Source organism: Rothia sp. HMSC058E10 (assembly GCF_001809415.1).
In the GTDB taxonomy this organism is placed as follows: domain Bacteria; phylum Actinomycetota; class Actinomycetes; order Actinomycetales; family Micrococcaceae; genus Rothia; species Rothia dentocariosa.
This window is the reverse complement of sequence record NZ_KV797627.1, coordinates 207,070-230,762: the sequence shown is the minus strand read 5'-3', so window position 1 is coordinate 230,762 and position 23,693 is coordinate 207,070. Positions and strand designations below refer to the sequence as shown.

Sequence of the window (23,693 nt, the reverse complement as noted above, 5' to 3'; positions counted from 1 at the left end):
ATTCCCACTCGATATTGTGGGAGCGAAACTCCGCTATGCCTTTACCGTCAGCGCGGGTTTGATGTCCTTCACAATGGATTCGAGCATCCGCAGGTTGAAGTCAACACCCAGCTGATTCGGCACGGTCAGCAGCACGGTATCTGCCGCCTGAACGGCAGCATCACGTGCGAGTTCTTCGGCAACCAGGTCAGGTTCACCAATATAGCTGCGCCCAAACCGCGAGAAAGTATTGTCGATAATACCGGTGTAATCCTGCGAATCTTCCTGCGCGCGGCGACCAAAATAACGCGCCGAATCGGCATCAATAATGGGGATCACCGAGCGCGAGACCGAAACACGCGGCACGCGGGTGTACCCTGCCTTGACCCATTCCTCGCGGTAAAGGCGAATCTGCTCCGCCTGCTGCTGATCGAAAGGCACACCTTTATCTTCGAGCATCAGCGTTGAAGACATAAGATTCAGCCCCTGCTGTGCGGTCCACACGGCAGTGCTGTCAGTTCCCGCGCCCCACCAGATGCGCTCACTCAGACCGGGCGACTGCGGCTGCACGGGGGCGTACTTGCCCTGCACTCGCGCGGAGGGTGCCATGCCTTCGCCTTGGATTGCCTTCATGAAGATGTCGAGGTGACGCCGTGCCATCGCACTCTCATCTTCACCCTCGGCGGGGAAATAACCGAAACTCTCGAAACCGCGGATAACGGATTCGGGCGAGCCGCGTGAGACACCCAGCTGCAGGCGCCCGGCAGAAATCAGGTCGGCCATCGCGGCGAGTTCGGCCATATACAGCGGGTTCTCGTATCGCATATCGATCACGCCGGTGCCAAGCTCAATGCGGTTGGTCTTCGCGGCGATCGCCGACAGAAGCGGGTACGGGGTTGCCTGCTGCTGATCGAAATGGTGCACACGGAAGAACGCGCCGTCTAGGCCGATGTCTTCGGCGCCTACCGCCAAATCGATAGCCTGGTGCAGTGAGTCGGATGCACTGTTCACGCGCGAACCGGGAATTTCGGCCCAGTGCCCAAAAGAAAGAAAACCAAGTTTTTTCTCTGTGCCCGGCTGTGGTTCAAGATTTTGTACCGCAAGTTCGGTTTTCTGAGTGTCTGATGCGTTCATTGTTATGCCTTTCGTATTGCCCTACAGGGGGTATTACCTCGTGTATGAGCATTCAGCATACAATTATTTACTTTACAGAACAAGCTTTAAAGAATATGAGTAAAAACACCTATGTAAGGACTAGTCAAAAAGCTATTCGGTATAAAATATATGCGTCATATTAGGTAATGATTTATTTATTTTTTTACGCGCAATACTTACCTCAAGGTAACGAATGTGCATTTCTTCCACCCTTAGCATATCCATACCTCGTTCAAAGCTTTTATGTATAAGACTCCGGCAGAAAAACCATACGATTCATTATTTTCTAGGCGCAGGTACTACAGACATTGCTTTTCTGGCTCGGCTCTTCAAGATGCACCTGAATTTTAGGAAATACTCGATATACAACAGGTCATGACATAATGGCAACGCTCTGTCACAGTGGATCTCGCTGACCATGACGTCACGCACGCGTTACGAAGCCCTATCAGCCTTAGTTGGTGGTGCAGCGCGGTTTTTTTGGGGCCATTGCGGATGGCAAACACTCACGACAACTTCAAACGCAAGGATATTTTCATGAGACGAGGTCTTTCTCGCCGAAACCTGGTGGCTGGAACCGCATGGGCTGCACCGCTTGTGCTGAGTACCGCCGTTATTCCGGCATACGCATCATCATCTGCCGACGACGGCCCCTGCCTAGACCCCGATAAAAGCTACGGTATTTTCGCCAAGGATGTGCGCACCGCCGCGCAAAGCCGTGCAGCCGGTGAAAAAGGCTATGAAGAAATTGTGGTTCCCGATTATGCCTCGTATATGCGCTTCTACCTGCGCGGCGGGTCGGGCGGTAGCCTGGCGACACGGTACTCGGAAGCCACAGGATATAACCGAACCGGCGGCGCCGGAGGCGGTGGTGCCCACATTCAGGGAACCGTCAAGGTAACGCCCGGGCAGCGCATCAAATTCTATGTGGGTGCTGGCGGCGTCGGATATTATGACCGCCCCGCTAAAGGTGGCGAAGGGTACGGTAACGGCGGTTCCTCTGCGGCACTGCCCACCGAACTGGGGTCAGACGTACAGGGTAAACTGAACAGCCACAGCAATAAGGTTACGGTCTATTCGGGCTCCGGCGGCGGTTCTTCGGCAATCGTCATGGTCGATGCAAAAACTTCCCAAGAAACCGTGCTCGCCGTTGCCGGAGGCGGCGGAGGTGCAGGCGCACGAGGGTTCACACGCGCCAACCAGAACGGGGGAACCTGGATAACGGACGATCCGACTTCCTATGAAAGCTCTAATCTGCATATTGGTCGGGGAGGTTCTGCTGGCGATGATTATGTGCCTGAAGGTTTGGGGCGCTCGGGGCAGGAACGTTACCACCAGCACTACGACGCCGAGGTTTTGATTCCTTCCGGGTCGAATGGCAGCAGCGCATCTGGCGGTTCCGGCGGTGCCCTCGCCACCGTCACGGAAGATAAAGAGCTAACCTTTGCCTCTACCGCGCGAACAGAGATTCACACCGGGAACTCTGCGGGCAAATCTGGTGGCTCTGGCCCCAACGGCAATGGGGCTGACGGCGTTGTTGCCTACGGGTACGCGCTCAATGCTGCAGGCAACACGAGCGATGACCTCAACGCTACCGGGTACGTTGTTTCCGGAGGCGGTGGCGCGGGCTACGGCGGAGGCGGCTCGGGATCGGCGGTGGCTGCCGCGTCCGAAAGTCTAAAATCTGATATCGCGTTCGTGGGTGTTTCCTCCGGAGGAGGCGGTGGCGGCGGAAACTTCGTTTCGCCCGATGTACTCAACCCCTATATCAACGCCGAAGGCGGGTCATACTTGCGGGGAGAAATCAAAGACGGTGCGATCACATATTCTTTCTGCCCCTCAGATCCGAATAAGCAACCCGACCCGCCTTCCCCCGAAAGCCCAGAATACTGGGAATGGCTGGCACGGAACTCGTAGCCTCAAGGCACCTACACCGCTGTGGGGCGCCCGCATCCTGTTCAGATGCGAGCGCCCCACAGGTGCATTCTGCCTCAATACTTTCGGGCGTGCCGCTGCTGTTTTACCTAAGAGTGCAGGTCTGCGGCTGTATAGTGGGTGGATGCGTATTTGGTCTGCCCACCCGTCCCTTCTTGACCGTCGTGCCCTGATCGCGTGCTGGCGTGAGAGCTTGCTTGCGCAGAAAGTGCTGCGCGGGCTCACCCGAGGGTACACGAATCACCCGCAGCTCATTCGGTTTCGTGCGCATTCGCAGCCGGTGGAGGCTATTGGGGCTTATCTGCACGGGCTCGCCGATGAGGCGCAGCTGCGCGGGTATTCCTTCAATCGTTCGCTGATCGCCGCTGAGCAGGGTAAAACCCTGGAGCCTATTCCCGTGACCGAGGGTCAGCTTGCCTATGAGCTGAGCTTTTTAGCGCACAAAGTTGCCGGGCGAGATGCCGATTGGGAGCCTATTCTTACCGAGCGTCTCGCGAAATTCACCCAGGCCGGTAAGCCCGCGGTGCACCCCGTGTTCGAGGTAGTCCCTGGCGAAATAGAGGCTTGGGAGAAGACCAAGGAGTTCTAGTCGGAGCGCTTTATGCTGAGGCAGGAACCTCTAGCAGCGGAACCCACAGTTCCATCGTGTAATCTGCCGCCTGCATATCGCCGCGACCGTACACCTCCAGGCCGCCTAGCGGGCGGTACTGTGGATGCGATGGGAAGAACCCACGCTCAAAGCTCTCAAAGCCTGCCGGAATAGACCGCGAAATCGGCCCGGTAACCTCAACCACCGCGTAGGTGCTCGCGGGAAGTTCCAGCAAACCCAGCCCAAGTTTATGCGCCGAGGCACGGTCATCAACCAAAATACCGGCCGTGTAGCGCACGAATCCGTCGGTACTGGGTTGGGTGCACACGCCAATGTACTGGGTGACCGCCAGAATATCGAGCATCGCCGGGGATGCCTTCTGATTCAGCTCATCCCACAGCGGCGTGAAATCGTCCCCCAGTTTATACACCTGGGATACTCCCGCCACCAGCAAAGAGCCGTGTTTTTCAATGCGCGCGGGTGAAACCGTCACGGGCGCCTGTACGGAATCGCTCATGAGATACCAGCGTGGGCGCTCTGGCGGTCCACCGCGCATTCGGGCACGCAGCGGCGTTTCGCATCATCGGTGGCGCATTCGGGGCACAGGAGCACGAGTTCGCGGCAGCTCTCATTCGAGCAGTTCTCGAACTTATTGGACGGCGCCGAGCAGCGCTCACACTGGCCGATCGTGACGGTATCCGGGGTGAACTCCATGTGCATGCGCTTATCGAACACGTAGAGCGAGCCCTCCCACAGGGACTTATCGCCGTACTTTTCGCCGTAGCGCACAATACCGCCGTCAATCTGGTAGATCTCTTTGAATCCGCGGTTTTTCATGAGGGCGGAGAGGATTTCGCATCGAATACCGCCGGTGCAGTAGGTGACGACGGGCTTATCTTTCAGATCGTCATACTTGCCCGATTCGATCTCGCGAATAAAGTCGTGGGTGGTGCGAACATCGGGCACCACGGCGTTCTTGAACTTACCGATTTTGGCCTCAAATGCGTTGCGTCCGTCGAAGAAGACGACTTCATCGCCGCGTTCTTCCACGAGCTTGTTCACCTCTTCGGGTTTGAGGTGCACGCCGCCACCGACCACGCCGTTTTCGTCTACTTTGAGCTCGTCGGGAGCGCCGAACGCCACGATTTCATCGCGCGCTTTGACCGATAGACGGGGGAAGTCTTCGGCGCCGCCCTCAGACCATTTGAATTCCATGTTCTTGAAACCGGGGTACTGGCGGGTCTCTTTGGTGTACGCCTTAACAGCGCTGATTTCGCCGCCGAGCGTACCGTTAATGCCGTGTTTGGAAATGAGGATGCGCCCGCGCAAACCGAGCTTCTCGCACAGGGCACGCTGCCAGAGCATGACCGCCACGGGGTCGGTTATGGGGGCAAACTGGTAATACAAGATAATTCGATTCTGAGCCACCCTCCTATTTTACGCTTTCTGGGTACATCGTGTGTGCCGTGGCGGCGGTGCTCGTCCTGTAACATGGCCGATAATCCCTGGTCTCCTGCGGGATACACCGGCGATTATGGGTTGCATGTGGTTTCTTCACCATGAGGTATGTCTCGTCGTTTTTCTGCCCCCATTGCGCCGGCTGGTTTCGCCGTTTTCTGGGAGCGAATATCTTCCTGCTGGGACGAGCGGAACATACCGGGCGGCCTACGATTGCCAACGCCGGTTTACCGTACCCGAGGTTTTACAATGGTGTGATGCGCCCCGATCCCTCCCCCGACTCCCTGGCTGATGAGCACCCCGGGTTCTCCCCTTCGTCGCACCCCGACGAGAACCTTCGCGAGCAGCTGAGCAGGCTCATGCCCAAGCTCCCCGACGACGGCTCGCTACCCCCGCAAATCACCCATGTGCATCGCATTCCCGCACGTGAAGGGCAGTATTCGCCGTGGCCGCACTGGCTGCACCCACGCGTGATTGAGGCATTCGAGTCGCTAGGCGTGCACGAACCATACACCCACCAGGCGCAGGCGGCACAGGCAGCGCATTGTGCCTTCGATGCTGCACTCGCCGAAGATGCGCACCGGCTCTCCTTCGGGCGAGTTTCCGGGCAGGAGCAGGATGAGTCGGGTACAACGGCGCGGCATGTGATCGTGGCGACCGGGACCGCATCCGGAAAATCGCTGAGTTACCTCATGCCCGCCTTCGATGCTCTCTACCGCGGGGCGCACCGTGAACCGCTCAGCGCCACGGCAGCAGATACGAGTTCCACGGGATTTCATCAGAGAGCGAACGTTCTATATATTTCACCGGCGCGGGCACTCTCAGCCGACCAGCTCAACGCCATCACCGCCTATCATCTTCCCGGGCTCAACGCCGCCACCTATGATGGCGATACCCCGGTGCAGGAGCGGCGGTGGGTGCGCGAACACGCTAATTTTGTGCTCACCACCCCGGATATGCTCAACTACGGAATTCTGGGCAACCACCGGCAATGGGCGAACTTCCTGCGCGGGCTGCGCTATGTGGTGCTTGACGAAGTACACAGCTACCGTGGCGTGTTCGGCGCACATATCGCCAATCTGCTGCGCCGCCTGCGCCGAGTCTGCGCCCTATACCGGGTGAGCCCGGTATTCTATGGGGCGTCCGCCACGAGCGCGAACCCTGCCGAGTCTTTCGCCAAGCTCATTGGCGTGCCCGAGGGGAACGTTGACGCGATTACCGCATCGACCGCGCCCCGCGGAGAATCCACCGTCATCCTGTGGGAACCGGAGTTCCTGCCCGATACGCAGGTGACCGATAAGCTCGCCGCCGGTGCGAGCGCCTTTGACACCCGTTCCGAGGCGGAAAAGCAGGCACCGCAGCGTATCTCTGCTATTGAACAGGGCGCCCAAATGCTCACCGACCTGGTACTCTCGCGCACCCGCACGCTCGCCTTCACCCGGTCGAGGCGCGGCGCTGAGCTGATCTCTCAACGAGCGCAGCGCTACCTTGATGAGGCGGAGGCGGGGCTGGCGCATCGGGTGGCGGCGTACCGTTCGGGGTATATGCCCGAGGAACGCCGTGAGCTTGAGCATCGGCTGCGCACCGGCGAACTGCTCGGGCTGGCAAGTACCTCTGCGCTTGAGCTGGGTATCGATATTTCCGGGCTGGATGCGGTGCTCGTGGCGGGCTGGCCCGGAACCCGCGCATCCTTTATTCAGCGGATTGGGCGTGCCGGTCGCGGGGGTCAGGATGCGCTCGCTGTGCTTATCGCCGGGGACGATCCGTTGGATACGTACCTGGTGCATCATCCGCAGGCGATTTTTGGGCAGAGCGTGGAAGCTACCGTTTTCGACCCGACGAACCCGTATGTGCTTTCGCCGCATTTGTGCGCTGCCGCGGCGGAGTCGCCGCTGCGTGCCGAGGAGCTTTCGCTGTTCGGCGAGCATACTGAGGCTCTGCTTAACCGGTTGGTGCAGCAGAATTATCTGCGCCGCAGGGCGGATGGCTGGTATTGGACGCACGCGGAGTCGGCGACGAATCTGGTGGATCTGCGTGCCACCGGTGGTGGTCCCTATCAGCTGATTGATGCCGAGGATGGTTCGCTGATTGGCACGATGGATTCGGCGCAGGCGATGACTCAGGGTCACCCGGGGGCTATCTATATTCACCAGAACGCCCAGTATTTGGTGGAGTCCTTGGATGAAGCGGCGCGCGTTATTCTGCTCTCGCGGGTGTACCCCGACTATTACACGCGGGCGATTGAGGCGACCGAGGTGAAGATTCTGCAGGAAAAGGCGGGCGTGCGGTACGAGTTTGACGGCGCCCGGCCCGGTGCTGCTGGTCTGACGATGCATCGCGGGCGGGTTCGGGTGACCGATCAGGTTATGGGTTTTCAACGGTTTTCGGTGTACGGCAGTGAGTACCTGGGCGATGAGCCGATGGAGATGCCGCCGAGCATCCTGATGACCGAGGCTATCTGGTTTACCTTTGAACCGAGCTACCTGTTTGCCGCCGGTGTGGCTGAACCTGATGCACCCGGCACCCTGCACGCCGCCGAGCACGCCGCCATCGGCTTACTACCACTGATTGCGACCTGCGACCGCTGGGATTTAGGCGGACTCTCCACCCTGTACCACGCCGATACGGACCGCCCCACCATCTTCGTATACGATGCCGCACCCGGCGGAGCGGGCTTTACCCAGCGCGGGTTTGAGGCGGTTCGCACCTGGCTGGGCGCAACCCTGGACGCTATTGATTCCTGCGGATGCGAGAGTGGCTGCCCCTCCTGCGTGCAGTCCCCCAAATGCGGCAACCGCAACGAGCCGCTCTCCAAGGCAGGCGCGCAAAACCTGTTGCGGGCGATGCTGCACTCACTCGATGACGCAGAACGGGACATGCTGTAAGGCTAGAGCATTCCACAAGGTCTGGCTAACACACCCTATCGGGCTCATCAGTTGGATTTTATGGGCTTCCCGGTTCTTCAGCAGTTCGGTCGGAGGGGGTGTTTTCGGGGATCTCGTCGCCGGATAGTCCCTCATCGGGTGCACCCTCCCCAGAGTCCGGATGCGGTGCCCCGGCGCGCGATGTACCTTGCGCATCGCCGAGGAAAGCAAACGGTCCGTGCACGGCAGAACTCACCCGAATATCCACGGTTTCGGGGCGGTCCGCGAGGGCGCACCCCACCAGATTGGCGTTATTATCGCGGGCTACTTGGGCGGCAACATCGCAAGGGTCCCCAGGGGTGATGCCGCGCAGCGCATCCGCGGCGGCGAGCGCCGCCAGGTCTGCCGCCTGCGCCGCCCGCCGATTCGCCATACTTACCCCGGCAAAACCGATGATAACGGTTGCCAGGATCAGCAGGGCAGCGATCATGCCTACCGCGAGTACAGTGCCGCTCCCCTCCTCCGGGTTTTCGGTCGGCTGTGGCCGATCAACCGCCTCGCACTGCGGTTTGACAAACGGCGGCACGCATGCATTCCAGATGAAACCGGGCGTGACCATGTTTATTCGCCGCCAGCCGTCGTGGCGTTATCCGAGCTGCCCTCAACCCGTGCGGTCGCGGTGGCCTGCAGCCTCCAGCCGGTTACCGAGCCGATAACCCCCGGTGCCGCACGCTCCACCTGAACCCGCACCTGCCGCGCCCCCGAAGTTTCTTCCACGGTCTGCACCTGTAGGTTAATGCTGGGGTCTATCCGCGAAACTTCATGCTGTACGGCGGCGAGGTTATCTCCCCGGGCGAAGGCGCGTGCCGCGACTCGCGAGGATTCTTCGAGTCGCGACTGGGCTATGCCTACCGCTGCCGCTGAGAGACAGAGCGCGAGCACCGCAATCACGGCGGGCAGAGCGACCGCGAATTCGGCAGTCACGGCGCCTTCATCACGCGCGCGTAACCGCCAGGCGCGCATCATGCGGTGTATAAGCCTCATAGACGTTCCTTTCGTCGGGTTTGGGCAACTCTCGCGGTTTTCACGGGTAGTACCGGGTTTAGAAAAGCCCAAAGGTCAGCCCAGAACCGCCCGTTGCAAGGGCGTTCTTGACCATATCTACGAGCATGCCGCGAATCTCGTCGGACTTGAGAATGGCGACCAGCAGACCGGCAAAACCTACGGCGGCGAGCATTACGATGCCGTATTCGGCGGTGCTGGCGCCCTCCTCCGGGTCGTTTTCGTCCGCGTATTCAACCTCGTCGGTGGGTGAGGTCATCTCGTGCAGTTCGGTATCTTCGCCCTTACGATTTTCCGCAAAAAGTTCCTCGTGCTCGCTCAGGGAACGGCATTCTGCGGCGCATTTATCGAGGGTGCAGCCGGCGGCGAGCGCCTGCGCTAGTTGTTGGGCAAGATGCGGTTCAAGCTGCTGCAGGTACATGTTTGTGTATTCGTCGAGTGCCTGCCCTAAAAGTACGGGGTTCTCTTCCGTGCGGGCATAGGCCTCAAGGCATTCCTGAGTGCTCCGGTGCGTGGTGTGCAGAGCGGGAGCAGAGTGTACAACAGTCATCGTTGTTTCCTTTCATATGGTGTTATTTGATAATTTTTGTGGGTAGATTTGGTGCAACGTGCCTCGGGGCGAAGCTCACCGGGTTCAGGCCAGCAGCCCCGGAAGAAGCGAGATCACAATCGGTATGATTCCGCAGCAGATAAAGGCCGGAAGCGAGCACAGTCCCAGCGGAAGAACCAGCGCCACGGCAAGTTTTGCGGATGCGCGCTCTGCCGCCCGGCGCTCTTCAAGCCGATATGTTGCCGCGCAGTGCCGCAGCAGCGCCGCACTGGGTGTTCCCGCCGAATACGCCGGTGCCAGAATCCGAGCCAATTCCCGCAGGAGCGGATGGTCGTAACCGTCCCAGGCGGCCTGCCAATCGGCGCTTACCGTCAGGGTCAAGGTGATGTGCTCAAGCGCATCGCTTATCGCTCGTTCTTCATGCGCGAGTGCCCGGCCAAGAGCCTGTAGGGCTCCGGTCAGGCCGAGCCCCGCACGCAATTGTGCACCAAGAAGCTCAAGCATCAGTGCCGGATCCAGCGGCTCAGTCTCTGCAGAACCGCTAAACCCTGCCGGTTCTTTCTGCGGTTTCTTTTCTCTTCGGCGCCGCCTAGTTCCTTGAGCGCGGGCATTCTTCTGCGCGGGTTCCTCGGCCAGCACGGAGCTGCGTTCGGCCCGGTGCACAAGCCGAGCCGTCCAGCGCCTCCCAAGAAGCGCCAGCGTAATACCCAAAAAACCAGTCAGCAGACCAGCCAGCGAACCAGTCAGCGCACCGACAGGATCCGTTCCCATCAGCCAGCCCATCGCCAGCCCGATAAACGGCAGCCACGACAGTATCTTGCCGGTCGTTTTCGGCCCCGTCAGCGCACTTTCTCGCCCAAGAAGAGCATCCAGATGTTCTTCAGCGTGTTCGGCCGCAGCCCGTAGGGTCTGAGCCAGGGGTGCACCGGTGGTTTCGTTCATACGTAAGCACAGGCCAAGTTCGCGGATGCGCTCCCGGCTGTGTGCTCGCCGCGCGCTAAGGGCGCCCAGGGTTGTTCCCGCCGCGAAACCAAGCTGTTCTTCACGGGCCAAAGTGTCTAATAGCTCGTCAATATCGTCTTGGGTTTGCCGGTATGCCCGCTCGCGTCTGCTGCCCGTCAGCCGGTGCAGCGCCCGGCGAAAGAGCGAGGACTTTTCGGGTCCGTTCCCATCAGCGTTCCCCGTTTCCCGAATTTGTGCTGCGGAACCGTGAACCGTAAAGCCGTCAGCGCCAGGCGGATGCCGGGTACGGTTTTCAGCCGTTGCCTCGCGCAGACTCAGGCCCGCATCCAGGGTTGCAGATATACCGCGCAACGCTTGCGGCCATAGACGCATCTCGGTTGAGGTTGGTGGAGTCGGCGGGATAAGCCTTTGAAACCGTGCCTTTAGCCGAGGCTGTCTTGTGGCAGGCAGATACTCGCCAAAAGCCATGCTGTCGCCCGCGTTTTTATGCGCTATTCTCTGAGACGAACCGGCGGCGTGCGTCTTATGATGCATCATCAGGCTCATAGTTCCTCTCCTTCCCGGTTGCTACGGTCGGTTTGTTCCCGTAGTACAGCTGCATAGGGCGCGGCAGAATCGGTGCGAACCCCCGGGTCGTATCCATAGGTACATGGGGTAGACGCAGTTAGCGTTTCGGGGGTTGCGCCGCGGTGTTCGTATGCGGGCTGCACGGCTGTCGAGCGTGCATGGGCAGCGTGTGTATCCGGTGAAATAGCGTCCGTGGGAGAGCTCGGCGGTAACTCCTCCGGCAGGGCACCACCCGCCGAATTGTCTGCCGTTGAACCTCCGTCCGCCAAGAGTTCACCCGCATGCTCTGGCCCGCACGGCGTTACCACCAGCGCATCCTGGCGCAGGTCAAGCCGGTAAATTCCAGCGATCCGCCGCATGCCCTGCACCTGTTCCAGGTGAATAATGCGGTCAAATGCGGTGGAAGCGTGCAGGGCTACAGTGCGTTCATCCAAACCGGCAAGCGCACCCAGCGCGGCAAGACGATGCGGCACGGCGAACGCGGAATTCGCGTGCAGCGTTGTGCCTGCGCCCTGGTGCCCGGTGTTCATGGCGTTAAGCAGGTGCAGGATTTCGGAGCCGCGGCACTCCCCCACCATGAGCCGATCGGGTGCCATGCGCAGGGCTTGCACCAGCAGGTCTCCCAGCGTGATCTCTCCGGCGCCTTCGGCGTTCGCGGCACGGGTTTTGAGGCTCACCGTATGCGGATGCTGCGGGTTCAGTTCCGGGGTATCTTCCAGGATCATGAGGCGTTCCCAGGCTTCACATTCACCCAAAAGCGCGTTCAGAAGCGTGGTTTTTCCAGTACCGGTTCCCCCGCTGACGACAAAGTTCTGCCGCCGCGCAACCATGGTGCGCAGGGCTTGCTCGGTCGCCGCATCAAACATGCCGCTTTCGCGGAGCGCGGCAAGTGTCAAACAGCTTTGGGCGGGCAGACGAATAGACAGGTGCGTATTCTCGACCAGCGGCGGAATGACCGCGTGGATACGCCGACCGGAGTCATCGTGCACGTCGTCCGCCGGATGCGCCGCATCGAGCCTGCCGCCGTGCGCCCTAATAAGACGGTTGGCGAGTTGGCGTACCTGCGCCTCAGTCTCGAAGGTGAGGGTTACCGGTTGGGTTTGTCCGTGCGCCTGAACCCACACATCCTGCGGAGAATTCACGTAAATATCGGTGATTCCGGGAATATGTGTGAGGGTTTCAAGCGCACCCAGACCGTAAAGTTCGGCGTGCAGGCAGGACAGCGCACGCGATACAAGGTCGGGCTCGTGCCCGACGGGAAACTCGTGGTTTTCGTCCCCATACATGTCTTCTTCGCAGGCCTGCTGCACCGCCAACGTTAGGTCTTTACTCGACCACAATCGGGGATTTTCGCCTTCTGCCGAAGCAACAGGTGAAACATGCTCGGTCTCGGCGTGTGGGCTGGGTGGGCGCGCCAGCAGATAGGTGAGGGCATGCCGGGCGATGCGCCGCGCGCGGTGATCCTCAAACACCGGAATAGGGGTGAGCCCCAGGTGTTCTCTTGTCTCGGCTGAAAAATCGGGTGCCATCAGCTCTTGAGGCGGCATGCAGGTGCCAACAATCGAGAGGGTTTCGGGCGGGGCATAGTTTCCACAGGTGACGAAGTCTGTTTGCTCGGGGGCAAACCCGTCGGTGCCTGCTGTCTCGGCGCTACTCGATCTATAAGCGCTACCGGCGCCGCGAGAGAACGCCCGGAAAACGCCGTGTTCTGCCGTTTGGGTGCGAAATACTGCCTGAGGTGAAGGAGGTAAAGCTGCCATACCCCTATTTCACAGGTTTTCGCGCATGCGCACGGCAGCCGAGCAGCAGACTGTGGATAACTTCGCCCTATGGGACACTTTTACGGGGTATCCACAGGACAAGAGGACGATCCCACACCGATTGTCTGCTCACCGACTGCACAAACCACGCTTTTATGTCGCGCTATAACGCACCGCACCACATTGTGTCCGACCCATCACAGCCCATCACGAAGCAGTTTCAATGCCCTCACCCTATTGTCTCGCCTTTACGTGACGATTTATGTACCGGGTTATAAGAAGAAACACCAATGATTCCCGCCCAGCACAGGATAAGTCCACCAATCGCGGCGACAGACATGAACGAGAAGGTCAGCAACAGAGAGGTAGAAAGAACCACGGGCAGCATCAACCCGACTCCGTAGAGGGGAACCCCCAAAGCACCGCCCGCGTTCCTGGCGAATTGAACAAACCCGCTTGTCACGGCCTCATTTCCGCCGCCGATCGCCTCCTGGAGCCTCACGAAGATCGCGGGCATACCAATGCCAACGCCGATGCCCACGAGTGCACCTCCCACAGTCAGCGACCAGATATGAGGCACCAGGCACGTCAGGACGCCGATAGTCGCGGTCAGCCACCCGATTACCTCTGTGCGTGCATGATGCGCGCGCAGTCCGCCGATTGCGGAGCCAATGCCGCTTCCCGCCACCAAAGGCAGTACCAACCATCCTAAAGTTGCGGCATCCATCTGCAGCGTATGGGCCATTGACATGGGCAGATAGACGGCGGCACCGAAGGCAAGGCTCGACAAACCCGCCGTGCTGATCAGTCCTCGCACGAATACCGGCTCAGCCAGTACAGACCGGAGGCTTCGCGCTTTATCGGGTTCACTCGGCAACCGGCTTCCGGGGAGGCTCAACGAGAGGGCAAGAGCCACGACAGAGAGAATAGCAGGACTTGCGAACGCCACACGCCAGCCGAGAACTGAGGTCAGCCAGCCCCCGAGGGGCGCCCCGATCAGTGTCGCGACAACCTGCATTGAGCCCAGCAGACCGATAATCCTGCCAAGACGTTTATCACGCCAGTACCGGGTCACAGCAGCCATACTCGCGGGCACGATGATGCCAGCGCCAAGACCCTGAATAACCCTGAACATAATGAGCTGCACCATCGACTGAGACTGCGAAGTCAACACTGTAGCCGCTGCATACAGCAGGGTACCCACAACATAAACCTTCCGCGGTCCTTGGCGGTCGGCCCAGCGACCACTGTTCAGAAGCACTGCGGTGGACGCTAACATATAGGCACCCACAACCCACCCCACGGTGCTGTGACCGGCGAGTTCGGAGGCGATCGTCGGCAAACTGACCGTGATAAAGTTCTGCATCAGCGTAGCCGAAGCAGACCCAATGAGCACGGCTGCCAGACACCAGTGACGACGACTCATCTGCCCTCACTCACTTTCGACCGGTGTGACCAGTCCTGTGTTCCCATCGACCCGAATCGTCTGACCCGACACAATATCCTGCGTACCGGATTGAGTGCCAAGAACGGCAGGAATCCCGACCTCGCGCGCGACGATGGCCGCGTGAGAAAGCGGACCTCCGGTATCAGCCACCACGGCGGCGGCCACATTGAACAGTGGGGTCCAGGTGGGATCGGTATACCGACACACGAGTATTTCGCCCGGTTCCAGCAGCCCAAACTCTTCCGGTCCGTGGATGACCCGTGCCGTGCCCATCGTCACCCCTGGACTCGCGCCAGCCCCTTTGATGCCGTCCGTCTCAGACCGGTGATTCCCCCGGTCCCACCACAGAGTCTCAGCGGTTGTGCGCTTCTGCTTTCGGTGCGAAATCCTCTGCTGCAGATCGGAGGACGGTTCTTCTGCAAGCAGCGCAGATTCTACCTCATCAAATAGCGCATAGGTCACATCTGAGGGATTCGCCAAGATGCCGCGTTCAACGAGTCGATGTGCGATCTCATCCATGACCCTACGAGCCTCAACAAACCATTCTTCGATGAGATACAGAGAGCCTTCACGTGCGACGTGCAGAGCCCGCAGCGCGGTGACCGTCTTATCCCAACGTTTATGAAGGAACCGTGGCAGTCGGCTGCGCACGAGCTGACGTTTATCGGCCCGATCTGCATCCATGGTGTGCCTGCCGCGAATACCAGCAGCAATCAGCGTGAAAAATGCCTCGGGGTTCTCGCCCCAAGACCTGCTTGAATAGGGCAGGTACATGCGCGGTGTGCGCGCCCCAATCCGCGACAGCGTCTGCTGAACCTCTTCGAGAAACGCTGGTCCGTTGGCGTGCTTCGAGAGAGATTCAACCGCGTTATCTGTTTCCACAAGGACGTCGTCGAGACCGAGTTCGCGGGCGCGCTCGCAGAGACGCGAAATCTCACGGTCGATATGTGCCGTCACAAAATCGAGGTTCGCGAATAAATCCTCGGTGGTGACGCTCGGGCCGAGCCGCGCAATTTTCATCATCACATCCGCCTCAGCACGTTTGAACATTAGCGGCATGAGGTAGCGCGAGAAGCGAGCGCGCGTAAGCTCAGCTGCCGCATCAACCGCACGGTGGCTCCGCGCAATCAGATCACGGTCGGTTATACTCTCAAGCGTCCGGTTATCCGCCTGGAATGCTTCAAGTTCATGTTTCCAATCCAGCGAGTCTGCGTCCCAGTCGGGATTCGCCGACGAAAATGCCTGTCGAATCGTGCGCGGCAAGTGCGTTACGATGCGCGGCGAAACACGCGGCCACGTTGCGTGAATACTCACAATCCCATCATCGCTGATGCGGATAACACGATCAACGGGTGGTGTATCCACACCGAAGGAACCGAGAACTTGCTGAACTTCCTGCTGTACCTTGCGCACGGGCATGATGTCTAAGGGATACGGTGCGGGATAATGCTCGATCAGGTCATCACGCATCATCTGCAGAATCTTTGACTTTGCAGGTCCGTGTCCCGAGTCGGTATTCGACAGATTCGATAAAGATGTAATCGGTCGAGTCTGCAAGAGGTAGAGCTCATCGCCGCATATACCCCACTCGATATCTTGGGGTGCGTTGTAATAGGCGGATACCTGCCGCCCGAGAGCGTGAAGTCGTCGAAGATCGGAGTCTGACAGGCATGAAGCCGCGCGATCATTCGGTGGAACCGGGCTTCTCTTAGTCCCGCCAGTGTGGTCGAGGTCGATGCGCGTTTCTTTATCCCCGATGATCGTCTCGACGGCGTGTCCCTGTGAGTCCAGCGTAAATGTATCCGGGTTGACGTGGGCGGCGACGACGGACTCGCCAAGACCGTAGGAGGCGCTGACGAGCATCCGGTCCGTCATGCCAGAGATAGGATCTGCCGTAAATAAGACGCCCGCCACGTCTGCAGCAACCATTTCCTGCACCACCACGGCAAGTTCCGCCGATTCATGGGAGAACCCGGCTTCTGTGCGGTATGCCACTGCCCGATCCGTCCAGAGGGAAGCCCAGCATCGCCTTAGGGCATCGACAACAGAGTCTTCTCCCTGCACACCGAGATAGGTATCCTGCTGCCCCGCGAAACTTGCGCTGTCCAGGTCTTCCGTTGTCGCTGATGAACGTACCGCCACAACCGGCGATTCCAGCGCCCGGTAAGCCTCGACGACGGCATCTCGCACGGCACGCGGGACTTCCTGCTTCAGGATCAGCTCTCGTGCAGCGTGAGAGTTCGTACCGGTTGCCTCGTGAATAATATCTTCAGCAATCGGTGCGACGGCTGCCCTGTAGGCGTCGGTTGTCACGCAAAATCCTGGCGGCACGTTCAGACCGGCGCGATGCATCGTTATAAGGTTGGCACCCTTGCCGCCGACGCTGGCTACCTGGGCATCCCCGGAGGGATGACCTCGCCGGAACCAGGCTATGAACGCGGTCGTCTCTTGTTTGTGTGGAGCCTTCATCGTCCGATCACCGCCTTAACTGTGCTTCGTATCGCTCTTTGTCCTGTCTCAACGGCAAAGCATTTCTCTATTCTTCTTAGAATATCTGTCGCGGCGGGGTTTGGACATAGATTGCTGTCATCGAATTTGCCCTGACATGCAGGTTCGCCCACCGTCACCTTCGCATATTCGGGGTTCCCTCACCGATAATAGGAGTGTGTACATTCTCGTTGTTCCCCTTGATGCGCCCGACAGCGGTTCGGTCATTCCGCTGGATACGCATCCCGCGCGCGCCCACACGGGCACGGGAACATCGGGGCATGGTTCCCCATCCTCCCCCGCTTTTTGGGGAGTTTTTCACGTCGAATCCCTCGCCCCGGCGCAGCTGACCGGCACGCACACGAAGCTCAATATTCTGCGCGCCGACCGCGTGAGTACCGGGAATCTGCCCGCCTATGTGCGCGAAGTTGAACGCCGCTCTGACCCGCGCGTTAACCCCGAGTCGAAGCAACCGCACGCACGCTGGATATGGGCTGACACCCGCACGATTGCGCCTATTCTGCTGCGCAAAGGGGTGCGAGTTCAGCTGTGCCACGATATGCGCCTGGTACAGCGCATTCTGCGCACCGCAAGCACTCACCCGAGCGGGCATGTTCGTTATGACCCCGTTCTCGATCTGGCGCAGGATACTGTCGAAAAACCTGCAGGTAAGCTGCCCGTTGCACGCCAAATTGCCGGTCAGGGCGAGCTTTTCGGGGAAGATTTTTTGACGGAGGCAGAAGAAAATACTGTATCCGGTCATGAAGCGGCACCACCAACACTGACATCGGCAGATACCGAGTTGGTGCACCGGCATCTCGACGAATTTACCGCGCAGCTGCGGGCGATCGCCACCGGTGCGCATCCTGAAAGGCTGCGGTTATTGGCGGCGGCGGAATCGGCAGGGTCCCTGGTCGCGGCAGAAATCGAATACTACGGAATTCCCTTTGATACCGACGCACATGACGCACATCTGACTGAAATTTTAGGCCCGCGCCCGCCTGAAGGCGAGCATCCCGCCAAGCTGATGGAGCTTGCCGAGCAGATTCGCGCCGACCTTTTCGCGCCCCATCTGAACCCGGATTCCCCGCAGGAACTTTTACGCGCGCTTCACGCCGCCGGGGTGAACGTACCCAGTACCCGCTCCTATGTGCTCAAGGGCTGGGCTGACGAGACTGCCACACAGCGGGAACGGCGGTGGGCGCTCATCGAACCCATTCTCAGGTACAAGAAGTTGTACCGCATCTTTACAGCAAATGGGTGGTCTTGGGCGGATTCCTGGGTGCGCAACGGTCGTTTTCGCCCGCATCTTGAAGTTGGAGGCGCCGCGACCGGGCGGTGGGGCGCATCCGGCGGCGGGGCTCTGCAGCTTCCCGCCGAAATCCGTTCGGCAATCCTAGCGCCCGAAGGCGAAGTTTTTCTCGTTTCTGACGGTTCGCAGATTGAGCCGCGCATCCTGGCGGCGCTCAGCCACGACGAGGCTCTGGCATCGGCGGGCCGCGGCACCGATATGTATGCGGGAATCGCCGAACTCGCCCGGCTTGAGGGCGTGGCACTTACCGAACGCGCACAGGCTAAGGTGGGGCTTCTCGCTATTATGTACGGCGGGCGCAGCGGAGAAATTGGGGCGCTGCTGCCGCATGTCGCCAAGCTTTTTCCGCGTGCGATGGAGTTTACGGAACGTGCGGCGCGCATCGGCGAGGTCGGCGGGCAGGTCACCACCTTTTTGGGGCGCACCTCACCCGCGCCAGACGAACGTTTCAAACGGACGGTCGCAGACCGTTCTACCCCGGCGGCGGAGTCGCGTGCTGTCTCACTTTCGCGCTCTTACGGGCGTATGACCCGCAATTTTGTGGTGCAGGGAACGGCTGCGGAATGGGCGCTGTGCTGGATGGGCAGGGTGCGTTCGCGTCTGCTGACCGAGACGGTTTTCGGCATGCCCATGCGCACCAAAATTGTCTATTTCCTGCACGATGAGCTGCTGCTGTGCGGCCCCAAGCTGGAGGCGGAGCGTGTCGAGAGGATTCTGCGGGAGTCTGCTGCAGAGGCGGCGCGCCTGCTTTTCGGCACGGTGCCGGTGGAGTTCCCGGTCTCGGTGACGGTAACAACCAACTATGCCGAAGGTAAATAGGCCCACGCCGCCTATGCTCGTTTCCTTCCCACGAGCCTTTAAGTACCGACCAACATCAGCCTACCCGGATGCGGGCGCAGGTTTAAGTACCGAAGCATCCCACGGTACTGTCCAGGTGAGCGCATCAAAAATCTTATCGAGCACGATCGCGGTGAACCCCCACACGGTGAACTCGACCCGCGCATCACCGCCAGAGTGCGCAACCTCAAATGCCGGGGTTTTATGGGTTATGTGCCCACGCTTCACGTATGCCGTATGCCGGTTGGCGGGGTTGAGCAAATCTCGCACGGGCACCCGCGCAATCAGAGCAGACTCGTTTGTATCGACTACGCCAACCCGCGTGGGTGAAGCCCACCACCCCAGCACCGGGGTCACCCTGAAATCGCTCACGGCAAGCGGCAGGGTCGGCAGCTCCCCCAGAATTTCAACGCCCGCAGGGTCAAGCCCGGTCTCTTCCACTGCCTCGCGCAGGGCGGCGATGCGCCCCACCGGAACTCCCTGCTGGCGCGCCAGCTCGTAATCTTCGGGGTCAATTTTTCCGCCCGGGAACGCAGGCTGACCGGCGTGTGAGCGCAGAGTATCTGCCCGCACCAGAAGCAGAATGTCCAGGTTCTCGCCCACGCAGTCCGGGCATCCCTGAAAGTCTGCGGATGCGCTCGGTTCATCATCGAGTACTCCGAAGAGAACGAGCACTGCCGCTTCTTTGGAGAGCGTACTGTTGGGTGCGTACCGCATGAGGGAGTCTATGTTGAAATCGAGTTTTCCTGCGGCAAGGTTCGCGAGTGCATCGCGGGCTTGTTCGGCGGCGGTGTTCAGGGTGTTAGGCACTCAGCGGGTATCCTTCGGCGTGAAGCTGGCGGCGGGTGGCACCGGTGAGGAAGCGCAGGTGCAGGCGTTCACGCCCGGGTGCCATTTCATATTTCATGAGTTTACGCGCTTTGGCTTCGTCCGTCTCGCCTTCACCCCAGGATGGGCACAGATCGGCGATAGGGCAGACTCCGCAGGCGGGTTTGCGGGCGTGGCAGATGCGCCGCCCGTGGTAGACCATGCGGTGTGAGAAGTCGGTCCATTCGCGCGGTTCGATAAGCTCGGCAACGTCGTGTTCAACTTTGACGGGATCGTCTTCGGTGGTGAATCCCATGCGGCGCGCGAGCCTGCCGAAATGGGTATCGACGGTCAGCCCGGGTACCCCAAAAGCGTTGCCGAGTACCACGTTTGCGGTTTTGCGCCCGACTCCTGCCAGTTTCACCAGTTTATCGAGTGTTCCAGGCACTTCTCCGTCGTAGTCGTCTGTGAGCTGGCGGGCGAGCTTGACGATAGATTTCGCTTTGGCGCGGTAGAACCCGAGGGATTGAATATAAGGTTCGACCTCTTCTTCGGTGGCGGCGGCGAGGGCGGGCGCATCCGGGTAGCGGGCGAAGAGCGCCGGGGTTACCTGATTGACGCGCACATCGGTGGTTTGCGCCGAGAGCACCGTGGCGATCAGCAGTTCAAAGGCATTCGTGAAGTCGAGTTCAGCCACGGCGTAGGGGTAGGTTTTGCCCAGGATGCGGTTGATTTTGCGGGCGCGGCGCACGGTGGCAAGGTGGCTTTCGGGGGCTTTGGCGAGTGCCTTCGCGCGGCGGCGTGCTGCTTGTGCTGCCTCAAACTCAGGCACGGTGCGGATGCTTAGCAGCTCACGTTCTTCCTCGGTGAGCTGTAGCTCTGGGGCTGTGTCGGTAGTGCTTTTCGGTGCGGATGCGCTCATAGCGCGAGCCTACCGTTTTTTGTCTGCTTTTCCCAGCTAGGGGTACCGAAGTTCGCCGTTACCGCACGGTTTCTGCCGCTTTTGAGCGGGTAAATATGCCACACTAGGGGTATGTCTGCAACGATTTTTGTTCTGAACGGCCCTAATCTGAATTTGTTGGGGCAGCGTCGCCCCGAGGTGTACGGGTACACGACTCTGCACGATATTGAGCTGATGGTGCGTGAGCGCGCCGCTCTGCACGGCTTCGATATTGAGTTTATGCAGTCCAATCATGAGGGTGTGCTGGTGGATGAGATTCAGCGTGCACGCACCCGTGGCGCGGCGATTATTATCAACCCGGCGGCGTACACGCACACGTCGGTGGCGCTTCACGATGCGCTGGAGGCCGCCGAGCTGCCCGTCGTCGAGGTTCACCTCTCGAATGTGCACCGACGCGAGGAGTTTAGGCACCATTCGTATGTGTCCCCGCAGGCTACGGCGGTGATCGCCGGAGCAGGCGCCTACGGGTACGTGATGGCGGTAGATTTCTTGGCACAGCATCTAGAGTCGGAGTAGAGCCGAGAAGTATCGGTCGCAGAGCCTCAGCGCCGAGCGGTGGGGCGGGCACACAAAGGTGCCTCACGCATCCAATGCATAGGGATACGTGAGGCACCTTATATTTTGGTTGTCATCGCACGGTTACCCAGCGATAACATTATGCGTTTATCGTGTTACAGCAATTAGTTCTTGCAGGTTCCGGTCGCCACGGAAGCGGTGTTGCTGCCGCCTGCCTCAAGCGCCTGCTTCAGGGTGGATGCGGTTATCGCATAGCCGGTCTGTCCCGTGCTGCTTTCACCGTCGGGAGCTTTACCGAAGACCACGCCCACAACGTTACCGTTTTCGTCAAGAACAGGCCCGCCGGAGTTACCGTGCTGCACATCTGCGGCAAGCTGGTAGACCTGGCGCATCGGGTTAGGCTTACCGGTCTCTACGTCAATGGTCTGGGTATTGCCCACACCCTGCACGGTCGCAGGGAGCGCCTTGAACGGTCCACCCTGGGGGTAACCCATGAAGGTTACGGTCTCGCCGGGGTTTGCGTTCCTGCCGATCGGCAGCGGGTCCAGGTTCATCCCGGGCACGCGGATAAAGGCAAGATCCTGGGCGGTATCCATATAGACGACCTCGCCCTGCCAGGTGCGCCCGCGCTGATCCCTCACCATAGGCGAGTTCACGCCCGAAAGCACGTGTGCGTTCGTCGCGATAAGCCCATGATCCACCACGAACCCGGAACCGGTTGAAGTGTATCCGCACTGTTCGGCGGCGCCAAGAATCTGCACAACAGAGGCAGATGCGTTATTGAGCGCCTCCGTCTCTACGCCCTGGGTTGGTGCGCTGGTTTCCGGGGCAATCAGCTGGCGCACCTCGGGAATAGTGCCGGATGCGAGCACATCGTTACGAATATTTTCAATACCGTTGCGCAGACCATCCGGGGTGTTCTCGACCATCCACGAGAGGGTCTTTGAGTTGTTCAACGCGGCGTTGAACTGCGGCAGAGGTACGGTGCGCATCGTGAGCGTCAAAACCACGAGCACAAGCGCGCAGGCGGCCACATTAAGCACGCCGCCAAAGAAACGTTCTACGCCTTTAAGCGGGGTTATATCCGTGACACGGCGCAGGCTGCGGCCGCCGATGAGTCCCAACCACTGCCCCAGCGTTAGGCAGAGGATCAGGATACCGATAGCGGTAATCAGCCCCCATTTGGATCCCACAGCCGCAACGGCAAGCGGGATGAGCCACGCGGCGGCGCATACGCCTAGAGCAAGACCAATAAAGGTGCCTAGCGTGGTAAAGAAACCGCTACGCAGACCGGCAATGAAATAAAGCACGAGAATGACAGGAATAATAATGTCAAGGGGGCTAAAAGTTGCTGACATGAGCGTCCTCCTTGGTGAATACATAAAATGCGGTGAATCCGCACGGCGCGTCCGGAAGGCACACCTGAGCATGAGAGAAATCGAAGAGTTCGTGCGCTGCTCAAAGCCCTCTCACACTGTACATGCTGATGCTAGAGTGCGAAGCTGTGAATTTCTTAAGTTTTCCCCGTAAGCGCAGAAAACTTTTCCCCCTCAAGGCAGTTTTTTAGATGCGGAAATAGAAAATATGAGGTACGCTCAGTATTAGTATTAGTTGAATATGTCACACACCAGCGATGCGGTTCACATCGTATCCGTCTCGCAGACGCGACCGTGTGACGCACAGATTTTCGAGCGAAAGAATCGCCCGCTATCCCACTCAAGGAGTAACTATGGATCTCGATATCCTTCGTCGTTCCCCGCTTTTCGCGACCCTCGATGACGCCGCTTTCAAGCTGCTCACAGACGATATCCAAGAAATTGATTTGTCCCGCAACGCCGTGCTCTTCTACGAGGGTGACCAGGGCGACCAGCTCTTCGCTGTGCTCTCCGGCAAGGTCAAGCTCGGGCGCACCGCCGCAGATGGGCGCGAAAATATGGTCGCTCTTATGGGACCCGGTGACGTCTTCGGTGAGATGGCGCTCTTCGACCCCTCTCCCCGATCCACCAACGCCGTAGCGGTTTCCGAAACACGCCTGGCCGCTATTAAGCACGAGTCCTTCAAACGTGCACAGCGACAGGACCCCAGCATCTCCGACCAGGTTATCAAGACCCTGGCACGCCGCCTGCGCCACTCCAACGAAGCGCTGGCAGACCTTGTCTTCTCCGACGTCCCCGGTCGTCTCGCTAAGGCACTCCTCGACCTTGCAGACCGCTTTGGGCGCCCCGCAACCGACGGCATCCTCGTTGCCCACGAACTCACCCAGGAAGAGCTGGCACAGCTTGTCGGTGCATCCCGCGAGACCGTTAATAAGGCACTGGCAGAGTTCGTTTCCCGTGGCTGGATTCGCCTAGAGGCTCGCGCAGTCGTGATTCTCGATTTGCCGCGACTGCGCCAACGCTCGCGCTAAGCTCTCTGACAGCGCACAAAGTCTTTACAGAAAACCG

At 59.6% G+C, this 23,693-nt stretch carries 19 protein-coding genes; 6 read left to right on the top strand and 13 right to left on the bottom strand.

Features of this window, described 5'->3' with window-relative positions:
* Nucleotides 1-33: 33 nt before the first annotated feature.
* Nucleotides 34-1,113, bottom strand: coding sequence for an LLM class flavin-dependent oxidoreductase (locus HMPREF2609_RS05710; protein ID WP_210391452.1), 1,080 nt, complete (start codon nt 1,111-1,113; stop codon nt 34-36).
* A 558-nt stretch (nt 1,114-1,671) separates the two neighbouring features.
* On the opposite strand from HMPREF2609_RS05710, the gene HMPREF2609_RS05705 reads away from it, so the two are divergent.
* Together HMPREF2609_RS05705 and HMPREF2609_RS05700 are read left to right on the top strand one after the other, a co-directional pair.
* The gene (locus HMPREF2609_RS05705) at nt 1,672-3,051 is read left to right on the top strand and encodes a hypothetical protein (RefSeq protein WP_246825587.1); all 1,380 of its coding nucleotides are present in this window, start codon (nt 1,672-1,674) and stop codon (nt 3,049-3,051) included.
* A 142-nt stretch (nt 3,052-3,193) separates the two neighbouring features.
* Nucleotides 3,194-3,658 carry a pyrimidine dimer DNA glycosylase/endonuclease V gene (locus HMPREF2609_RS05700; protein WP_070535542.1) on the top strand — a complete coding sequence of 155 codons (465 nt, stop codon included), beginning with the start codon at nt 3,194-3,196 and terminating at the stop codon, nt 3,656-3,658.
* Between the two features lie 10 nt (nt 3,659-3,668).
* On the opposite strand, the gene HMPREF2609_RS05695 is transcribed toward HMPREF2609_RS05700, so the two are convergent.
* Together HMPREF2609_RS05695 and HMPREF2609_RS05690 are read right to left on the bottom strand one after the other, a co-directional pair.
* On the bottom strand, nt 3,669-4,175 hold the full coding sequence (locus HMPREF2609_RS05695) for a GyrI-like domain-containing protein (RefSeq protein ID WP_070535540.1): 507 nt from the start codon (nt 4,173-4,175) through the stop codon (nt 3,669-3,671).
* Nucleotides 4,172-5,086 (bottom strand): oxygen-dependent tRNA uridine(34) hydroxylase TrhO, encoded by a 915-nt coding sequence (locus HMPREF2609_RS05690; protein ID WP_013397752.1) that lies wholly within the window; start codon nt 5,084-5,086, stop codon nt 4,172-4,174. Before HMPREF2609_RS05690 ends, HMPREF2609_RS05695 begins: the two co-directional genes overlap by 4 nt.
* 389 nt (nt 5,087-5,475) lie before the next feature.
* Between HMPREF2609_RS05690 and HMPREF2609_RS05685 the strand changes: the two genes are divergently transcribed.
* Nucleotides 5,476-8,001, top strand: coding sequence for a DEAD/DEAH box helicase (locus HMPREF2609_RS05685; RefSeq protein WP_070535586.1), 2,526 nt, complete (start codon nt 5,476-5,478; stop codon nt 7,999-8,001).
* A gap of 58 nt (nt 8,002-8,059) precedes the next feature.
* Here HMPREF2609_RS05685 and HMPREF2609_RS05680 read toward each other — a convergent pair whose 3' ends face one another.
* The 7 genes from HMPREF2609_RS05680 to HMPREF2609_RS05650 all read right to left on the bottom strand — a co-directional run bounded on the left by HMPREF2609_RS05680 (nt 8,060) and on the right by HMPREF2609_RS05650 (nt 16,798).
* Nucleotides 8,060-8,599 carry an Rv3654c family TadE-like protein gene (locus HMPREF2609_RS05680; protein WP_070535533.1) on the bottom strand — a complete coding sequence of 180 codons (540 nt, stop codon included), beginning with the start codon at nt 8,597-8,599 and terminating at the stop codon, nt 8,060-8,062.
* Nucleotides 8,600-8,601: 2 nt separating this feature from the next.
* Nucleotides 8,602-9,024 carry a TadE/TadG family type IV pilus assembly protein gene (locus HMPREF2609_RS05675; RefSeq protein ID WP_048777853.1) on the bottom strand — a complete coding sequence of 141 codons (423 nt, stop codon included), beginning with the start codon at nt 9,022-9,024 and terminating at the stop codon, nt 8,602-8,604.
* Between the two features lie 58 nt (nt 9,025-9,082).
* Complete coding sequence (locus HMPREF2609_RS05670; protein ID WP_070535530.1) at nt 9,083-9,592, bottom strand: DUF4244 domain-containing protein; 510 nt, start codon at nt 9,590-9,592, stop codon at nt 9,083-9,085.
* An 84-nt stretch (nt 9,593-9,676) separates the two neighbouring features.
* The gene (locus HMPREF2609_RS05665) at nt 9,677-11,101 is read right to left on the bottom strand and encodes a type II secretion system F family protein (RefSeq protein WP_070535525.1); all 1,425 of its coding nucleotides are present in this window, start codon (nt 11,099-11,101) and stop codon (nt 9,677-9,679) included.
* Nucleotides 11,098-12,882, bottom strand: coding sequence for a TadA family conjugal transfer-associated ATPase (locus HMPREF2609_RS05660; protein WP_070535522.1), 1,785 nt, complete (start codon nt 12,880-12,882; stop codon nt 11,098-11,100). The genes HMPREF2609_RS05665 and HMPREF2609_RS05660 overlap by 4 nt, the downstream gene beginning before the upstream one ends.
* Before the next feature lie 229 nt (nt 12,883-13,111).
* Entirely contained in the window at nt 13,112-14,308 is a 1,197-nt protein-coding gene (locus tag HMPREF2609_RS05655) for an MFS transporter (RefSeq protein WP_070535518.1), read from the bottom strand.
* A 6-nt stretch (nt 14,309-14,314) separates the two neighbouring features.
* Complete coding sequence (locus HMPREF2609_RS05650; RefSeq protein ID WP_070535516.1) at nt 14,315-16,798, bottom strand: PEP/pyruvate-binding domain-containing protein; 2,484 nt, start codon at nt 16,796-16,798, stop codon at nt 14,315-14,317.
* A 196-nt stretch (nt 16,799-16,994) separates the two neighbouring features.
* Here HMPREF2609_RS05650 and HMPREF2609_RS05645 point away from each other — a divergent pair, with 196 nt between their 5' ends.
* On the top strand, nt 16,995-18,947 hold the full coding sequence (locus HMPREF2609_RS05645; RefSeq protein WP_083296702.1) for a bifunctional 3'-5' exonuclease/DNA polymerase: 1,953 nt from the start codon (nt 16,995-16,997) through the stop codon (nt 18,945-18,947).
* A gap of 60 nt (nt 18,948-19,007) precedes the next feature.
* Here the strand turns inward: HMPREF2609_RS05645 and HMPREF2609_RS05640 are convergent, their stop codons facing one another.
* Together HMPREF2609_RS05640 and nth are read right to left on the bottom strand one after the other, a co-directional pair.
* Complete coding sequence (locus tag HMPREF2609_RS05640; RefSeq protein ID WP_070535511.1) at nt 19,008-19,775, bottom strand: NUDIX hydrolase; 768 nt, start codon at nt 19,773-19,775, stop codon at nt 19,008-19,010.
* The gene (gene nth / locus HMPREF2609_RS05635) at nt 19,768-20,694 is read right to left on the bottom strand and encodes an endonuclease III (RefSeq protein WP_070535509.1); all 927 of its coding nucleotides are present in this window, start codon (nt 20,692-20,694) and stop codon (nt 19,768-19,770) included. Before nth ends, HMPREF2609_RS05640 begins: the two co-directional genes overlap by 8 nt.
* Nucleotides 20,695-20,805: 111 nt before the next feature.
* On the opposite strand from nth, the gene aroQ reads away from it, so the two are divergent.
* Nucleotides 20,806-21,249: a type II 3-dehydroquinate dehydratase gene (gene aroQ, locus HMPREF2609_RS05630; RefSeq protein ID WP_004005487.1), complete on the top strand. Its 444-nt coding sequence runs from the start codon at nt 20,806-20,808 to the stop codon at nt 21,247-21,249.
* 164 nt (nt 21,250-21,413) lie between these two features.
* Here the strand turns inward: aroQ and HMPREF2609_RS05625 are convergent, their stop codons facing one another.
* Nucleotides 21,414-22,607, bottom strand: coding sequence for a MarP family serine protease (locus HMPREF2609_RS05625; RefSeq protein ID WP_004005488.1), 1,194 nt, complete (start codon nt 22,605-22,607; stop codon nt 21,414-21,416).
* Between the two features lie 371 nt (nt 22,608-22,978).
* Between HMPREF2609_RS05625 and HMPREF2609_RS05620 the strand changes: the two genes are divergently transcribed.
* Complete coding sequence (locus HMPREF2609_RS05620) at nt 22,979-23,656, top strand: Crp/Fnr family transcriptional regulator (protein ID WP_004005489.1); 678 nt, start codon at nt 22,979-22,981, stop codon at nt 23,654-23,656.
* Nucleotides 23,657-23,693: the final 37 nt, after the last annotated feature.

Excerpts from the sequence above, each read along its gene's own strand:
- HMPREF2609_RS05710 (WP_210391452.1), bottom strand. The coding sequence starts at position 1,113 with ATGAACGCATCAGACACTCAGAAAACCGAACTTGCGGTACAAAATCTT.
- HMPREF2609_RS05705 (WP_246825587.1), top strand. The coding sequence starts at position 1,672 with ATGAGACGAGGTCTTTCTCGCCGAAACCTGGTGGCTGGAACCGCATGG.
- HMPREF2609_RS05700 (WP_070535542.1), top strand. The coding sequence starts at position 3,194 with ATGCGTATTTGGTCTGCCCACCCGTCCCTTCTTGACCGTCGTGCCCTG.
- HMPREF2609_RS05695 (WP_070535540.1), bottom strand. The coding sequence starts at position 4,175 with ATGAGCGATTCCGTACAGGCGCCCGTGACGGTTTCACCCGCGCGCATT.
- HMPREF2609_RS05685 (WP_070535586.1), top strand. The coding sequence starts at position 5,476 with ATGCCCAAGCTCCCCGACGACGGCTCGCTACCCCCGCAAATCACCCAT.
- HMPREF2609_RS05680 (WP_070535533.1), bottom strand. The coding sequence starts at position 8,599 with ATGGTCACGCCCGGTTTCATCTGGAATGCATGCGTGCCGCCGTTTGTC.
- HMPREF2609_RS05675 (WP_048777853.1), bottom strand. The coding sequence starts at position 9,024 with ATGAGGCTTATACACCGCATGATGCGCGCCTGGCGGTTACGCGCGCGT.
- HMPREF2609_RS05670 (WP_070535530.1), bottom strand. The coding sequence starts at position 9,592 with ATGACTGTTGTACACTCTGCTCCCGCTCTGCACACCACGCACCGGAGC.
- HMPREF2609_RS05665 (WP_070535525.1), bottom strand. The coding sequence starts at position 11,101 with ATGAGCCTGATGATGCATCATAAGACGCACGCCGCCGGTTCGTCTCAG.
- HMPREF2609_RS05660 (WP_070535522.1), bottom strand. The coding sequence starts at position 12,882 with ATGGCAGCTTTACCTCCTTCACCTCAGGCAGTATTTCGCACCCAAACG.
- HMPREF2609_RS05655 (WP_070535518.1), bottom strand. The coding sequence starts at position 14,308 with ATGAGTCGTCGTCACTGGTGTCTGGCAGCCGTGCTCATTGGGTCTGCT.
- HMPREF2609_RS05650 (WP_070535516.1), bottom strand. The coding sequence starts at position 16,798 with ATGAAGGCTCCACACAAACAAGAGACGACCGCGTTCATAGCCTGGTTC.
- nth (WP_070535509.1), bottom strand. The coding sequence starts at position 20,694 with ATGAGCGCATCCGCACCGAAAAGCACTACCGACACAGCCCCAGAGCTA.
- aroQ (WP_004005487.1), top strand. The coding sequence starts at position 20,806 with ATGTCTGCAACGATTTTTGTTCTGAACGGCCCTAATCTGAATTTGTTG.
- HMPREF2609_RS05625 (WP_004005488.1), bottom strand. The coding sequence starts at position 22,607 with ATGTCAGCAACTTTTAGCCCCCTTGACATTATTATTCCTGTCATTCTC.
- HMPREF2609_RS05620 (WP_004005489.1), top strand. The coding sequence starts at position 22,979 with ATGGATCTCGATATCCTTCGTCGTTCCCCGCTTTTCGCGACCCTCGAT.